General features: G+C 50.0%; 8 protein-coding genes and 1 pseudogene. 5 read left to right on the forward strand and 4 right to left on the reverse strand.

Annotated features, from left to right (window positions below):
* Nucleotides 1-151 (reverse strand): annotated as a pseudogene (locus VLH40_07340) (IS630 family transposase).
* On the opposite strand from VLH40_07340, the gene VLH40_07345 reads away from it, so the two are divergent.
* Nucleotides 132-296, forward strand: coding sequence for a hypothetical protein (locus tag VLH40_07345; protein ID HSV31818.1), 165 nt, complete (start codon nt 132-134; stop codon nt 294-296). The pseudogene VLH40_07340 and the gene VLH40_07345 sit on opposite strands and share 20 nt — an antisense overlap.
* A gap of 289 nt (nt 297-585) precedes the next feature.
* Here VLH40_07345 and VLH40_07350 read toward each other — a convergent pair whose 3' ends face one another.
* The 3 genes from VLH40_07350 to VLH40_07360 form a co-directional block, all read right to left on the reverse strand.
* Entirely contained in the window at nt 586-1059 is a 474-nt protein-coding gene (locus VLH40_07350) for a hypothetical protein (protein HSV31819.1), read from the reverse strand.
* Nucleotides 1056-1403 carry a hypothetical protein gene (locus tag VLH40_07355; protein ID HSV31820.1) on the reverse strand — a complete coding sequence of 116 codons (348 nt, stop codon included), beginning with the start codon at nt 1401-1403 and terminating at the stop codon, nt 1056-1058. Before VLH40_07355 ends, VLH40_07350 begins: the two co-directional genes overlap by 4 nt.
* A gap of 465 nt (nt 1404-1868) precedes the next feature.
* Nucleotides 1869-2006, reverse strand: a complete 138-nt coding sequence (locus VLH40_07360; protein ID HSV31821.1) for a hypothetical protein — start codon at nt 2004-2006, stop codon at nt 1869-1871.
* Between the two features lie 221 nt (nt 2007-2227).
* Here VLH40_07360 and VLH40_07365 point away from each other — a divergent pair, with 221 nt between their 5' ends.
* From VLH40_07365 to rfbA, 4 genes are all read left to right on the forward strand, one after another.
* Nucleotides 2228-2449 (forward strand): AbrB/MazE/SpoVT family DNA-binding domain-containing protein, encoded by a 222-nt coding sequence (locus VLH40_07365; GenBank protein HSV31822.1) that lies wholly within the window; start codon nt 2228-2230, stop codon nt 2447-2449.
* Nucleotides 2446-2913, forward strand: coding sequence for a type II toxin-antitoxin system VapC family toxin (locus VLH40_07370; protein HSV31823.1), 468 nt, complete (start codon nt 2446-2448; stop codon nt 2911-2913). The genes VLH40_07365 and VLH40_07370 overlap by 4 nt, the downstream gene beginning before the upstream one ends.
* 219 nt (nt 2914-3132) lie before the next feature.
* Nucleotides 3133-4200 (forward strand): dTDP-glucose 4,6-dehydratase, encoded by a 1068-nt coding sequence (rfbB, locus tag VLH40_07375; protein ID HSV31824.1) that lies wholly within the window; start codon nt 3133-3135, stop codon nt 4198-4200.
* A partial coding sequence (gene rfbA, locus VLH40_07380; protein ID HSV31825.1) for a glucose-1-phosphate thymidylyltransferase RfbA occupies nt 4193-4898 on the forward strand: 706 nt, incomplete at its 3' end. The genes rfbB and rfbA, both read left to right, overlap by 8 nt.

A 4898-nucleotide genomic window follows, 5' to 3' on the forward strand; every position in this document is an offset into this window, starting at 1 on the left:
GTTCTTCGAAATACCGGAAGATACGTTCTTTCAGTTCAGCTTTGGAAGTGACCCGGATTCCCCGCAGGAAGCTCTGGGCCATCTTGCCGAAGAAGGATTCAATCAAGTTGAGCCAGGAGCCGTGCTTGGGCGTGAACACAACTAACAGCTCCTCGGGGAGCCTCTTTATCTCCCTGATGATCAGAGAATTCCTTCAGGGCTTGCTTAACCTCAAGATATTTCTCTATATCCATTATAAGAGCAACTGGCTTGCCCTGCTGGGTGATAACCACCTCCGTCCCATCTTCCTTGACTGAAGAGAGAAGCTTAGTCAGATTCTTCCGTAGCTCATGAACCCCAACAAAGGGATTCCTAAAATTAGCGGAGTGTTGCCGATACAGGCCTCTTGACTCCGCATCGTAAATCACTTTGCAAACGCCGAAACAACCAGGTAGATCCACCAGCCATGCATCATTGCCGATAAGGGGAGTTTTTTAAGAGCAATTGCCGGGCGGCCAGGGTTTCCCTGACAAGCATTGAAGGCAATTTTTGCGGATTTGTTCGCTTCCAAGGTAGGCGAGTTCCACTTTTCCTTGCTGGAACAGGTTACACTTGTTCCAGGAAACTAACAAAGGCCATTAGCTCTAGGCGCACCTGCTTAAACAACGGACGCAATTGTCGAATAAGGCGATCAATTCGTTCCACATCAAATTTGAAAGCGTAAACATTTCGAACGATGTGCCTAAAGCGCAGGTATTCATCCAGCCCCTTCACTGTGTTTTCGGAAATAACTTGAGGACGTAATTGCAATATAGCAATGCTCACTTGCCGCAACAAATCACGGTGCCACTCCGGTCCACCCGGGAGGCTTTGGTCCACATCCGTTGCAATGTGACGGAAAATGCGTTCAAGCCCACCGTAGAAGTCGTGCAGGTTCAGCGCTACGGAATCAAGATAGAAGTCATGCTCCGTAGAATGCCGGGCCAAACTCATGGCCTGCTCGGCTCGTGTCACAACTCTCTCTAAATCAGCAAGTTCCTGGCAAATACGGCTAGCGACTACCAGATAGCGCTCAATCATACCTCTTTGCCCTCACGCTCGATTATTGCCCTCAGGGTAGTGCGGCAAGTATCTATGTCCACCAGATTGATCTCGATATCTTTGCCTATGTCCATCACCGCGCCCATGGCCCGAAAGGTATCTTCAGCGCTAATTCCCCAAGCAGCGATGTCCACATCAGACCATTTGCTAAAGCAGTTTAAATGGAGGAGAGAACCAAAGACGACGACTCGCTTAGCGCCAAAATTCTCCTTGAGCAATTTGGCCGCCTGTCGCGCTAATTCCCAGGCCCGTTTCCGTCTTGCGGTCAGTTCCTTTTCCTCTTGCTCCAGCCGCAGCCGGGCGGTAGCTTTGTATACTACCATATCTTCTTCGCTTATCCAAGGGAAAGCAGCTTTGCTCACGATTCTATCTGGTTCATTCTTTGACAAACCCACTTCTGTCCGCCCCTTTTTAGAAAAATACCTTTAAAAATAAGCATACCCGCAATAATATCTTCTCACTATCACGCTGTTAAGTAAAATATGATTCCACTGCAATAAGTAATTTTGCTGCAAAAGAACGAAGGAAGCCTGGGCCTGAGTTGCTACCATATCCTACTACAATGTTTACGAGCAAAATTCCAGGTGTCTGTATTTTTCATGGACATTGTTGTCTGGTAGCCATAGATATAGTTAATGGTTCGCGGAGCTTTTTTCATAAACAGCCGGACCCATATGATCATGGTCAAAGGTATAAACATAACCATGATTAACATAAATAACCAAAAACCCACTTTTATCACTCCCCAAACAATAAGTCGCTGCCTTATTTTTATAGTTCAGGTTTTTTTATCTAGAGTGTCCGGAGCGGGAGATAATACAGCCGATCAGAAGTTCCCACAGGGTGGGACGGAGCTTTTTGGGCGGCGCCTGCCAGAGGAAGGTGACCCAGTCTCCCAGGGTTTCCAGTATGTGTTGACGTTCCATGCTGTGACCTCCTGAAAAAATATTTCTTTATCAAGAGGCCGCCAAACGCGGCTTCACAGCCGCGTCTATTTGTTGACAACAGTTGACAACAGGTTTTTCAAAAATATTTGCATATTTTTTCCCTTCGGGTGAGGAGACTCTAAACTCTAGTTATTGAAAATAACCCTGCTTTTTGTTAAGATAGTAGTAAGAAAATAGACTCTTACCCGGAAGGTATTACCATGAAGCCTACCAAAATGACCTCCAAGGGGCAAATAACCTTGCCATTTGAACTAAGGAAAAAGCTTGCTCTACAGCCCGGAGACAAGATTCAGATTGCTGAAAGTCCTCACGGCTACATTATTAAAAAACATGCCGCCCCTTCTCCGTTTACGCAGTATGTCGGCTTTTTGCAGAAGAAACAACGGACAGATGATATACTTGAAGAGCTTCGCAGCAAATGATCATCGCTATTGACACAAATATCATCCTGGACATCCTTCTGCCGGATCCGGTTTACGTGGAGACCTCGAAAAACTTGTTGGACAAGGCTGTTAATCTTGGCGGGTTCGTAATATGTGAGGCCGTGTATGCCGAGGTGGCAACCCAATTTCCTTCTTACGGCGCCCTGCGCGATTTTCTGCTGAAAACACGCATACGACTGCTCCCTTCTGAAGAAAATTCGCTATGGCTTGCCTCTCAGGCTTGGGGAAGTTACACAAAACAGAGGGACAGACAGCTGGAATGCCCACAGTGCGGGGTGAAAACAAAGATAAACTGTGCCTGTGGCGTCAATTTATCTGTAAGACAGCATATCCTCAGCGATTTTTTGATCGGGGGCCACGCGCAAATCCAGACAAATACCCTCCTGACACGCGACCGCGGCTTCTATAAAACATATTTTCCGGGATTAAACCTAAACTTGTAACGAATCAGTTTATAAGCTCAGGCGTGTCGGCCGCCTGTCTGTCGATCCGCCACCTAGCACATCCGTATAATGTAAGATTAAAGACCTGACCGCTAGCAGCAGCACACCATAAATGTTAAGAATCAAGACCTGACCCCCGGCTTAAGTTAGTGACTTTTTCCATCTACACATTCGTTTAGAGGATGGGAGCTTCATCGTAGAGAGAGGAGGGCCTTATTAATGAAAACCTGGTTGGTCACCGGCGGGGCCGGCTTTATCGGCAGCAACTTTGTCAGGCAGTGCCTTGCCCAGGAAGAAGCCTTGCGGATTATAAACGTGGACAAACTCACCTACGCGGGAAACCAGGAGTCTCTGGTTTCGGTAACGGGCCGCCCAAACTACATATTTATCCACGGAGATATCGGGAACCGGGCCTTAATCAAGGAATTACTATTGAAATACCGTCCCGGTACCATCGTGCATTTCGCCGCCGAATCCCATGTCGACCGCTCCATCGACGGGCCGGCCGACTTTATCCAGACAAATATTGTCGGAACCTTCGAACTGTTGGAAGCGGCGCGATTCTATTGGCACGGCCTGGATGCTGACCAGCGCCGGGAATTCCGTTTTCTGCACGTCTCCACCGACGAGGTCTATGGCTCCCTCGGCCCGGAAGGCTATTTTACCGAAGAAAGCCTTTACCGCCCCACTTCACCCTATTCCGCATCAAAAGCGGCTTCCGATCACCTGGTGCGCGCCTGGTGCCATACCTACGCTCTACCGGTGCTGATCACCAACTGTTCCAACAACTACGGCCCCTACCAGTTTCCCGAAAAGCTGATCCCCTTAATGATCCTGAAAGCGTTGGTCGGTGAACCGCTGCCGGTTTATGGTGACGGGCAGAACGTACGGGACTGGCTGTACGTGGAAGACCACTGTCAAGCGATCAGAACCGTGCTGGAAAAAGGCCGCCCCGGCCAAACCTATAACCTTGGCGGGCACTGTGAAAAAACAAACCTGGAAGTGGTAAAAACGATCTGCGCCCTCTTGGACGAACTTGTTCCAGATGCACCATTTCTACCCCGCTCCTCCCTCATCACCTACGTTGCCGATCGTCCCGGCCACGACCGGCGCTACGCCAGCGACGCCGGCAAGATTCAGCGTGAATTAGGCTGGGCGCCACAAGAAACGTTTGCCACAGGCCTGTACAAAACCATCCGTTGGTACTTGGATAATAAAGAATGGTGGCAGCGGGTGCTTGACGGAAGCTACCGCGGAGAACGATTAGGAGTGATAGACAATGCATAAGGGCATAATCCTAGCCGGAGGATCCGGTACCCGACTTTATCCGTTGACTCGGGTGGTGAGCAAGCAACTGATGCCCATTTACGACAAACCGATGATCTATTACCCGCTGAGCATCCTGATGCTGGCCGGCCTTACCGAGATTCTGGTTATCACCACTCCCCAGGATCAACATCTATTTCAGGAGTTGCTGAATGACGGCAGCCAGTGGGGGATCAGCATCCGCTACGCGGCGCAGCCAAGTCCCGACGGCCTGGCTCAAGCCTTTATCATCGGCCGTGACTTCATCGGCGGCAACGATTGTGCCCTTGTCCTGGGGGATAACATTTATTTCGGCCACGGGCTGCCGGATAAACTACGGACGGCTGCAGCCCAGAAAGGCGGCGCCACCGTGTTCGGCTACTGGGTGCGGGATCCGGAACACTACGGGGTAGTCGAATTCGATGAAAACGGCCAGGCTTTAAGCATTGAGGAAAAACCGGCCCGTCCCAAGTCCAATTACGCCGTCACCGGCCTTTACTTTTACGACAACCAAGTGGTTGACATGGCTAAAGATCTGAAACCATCCGCCCGGGGCGAACTGGAAATCACCGACATCAATAAACTCTACCTTCAACAGGGACAACTCCGGGTTGAAAAACTCGGTCGCGGTATCGCCTGGCTGGACACCGGCACCCACGAAGCGCTGTTGCAGGCCGCCA

The organism is Atribacteraceae bacterium (assembly GCA_035477455.1).
In the GTDB taxonomy this organism is placed as follows: domain Bacteria; phylum Atribacterota; class Atribacteria; order Atribacterales; family Atribacteraceae; genus DATIKP01.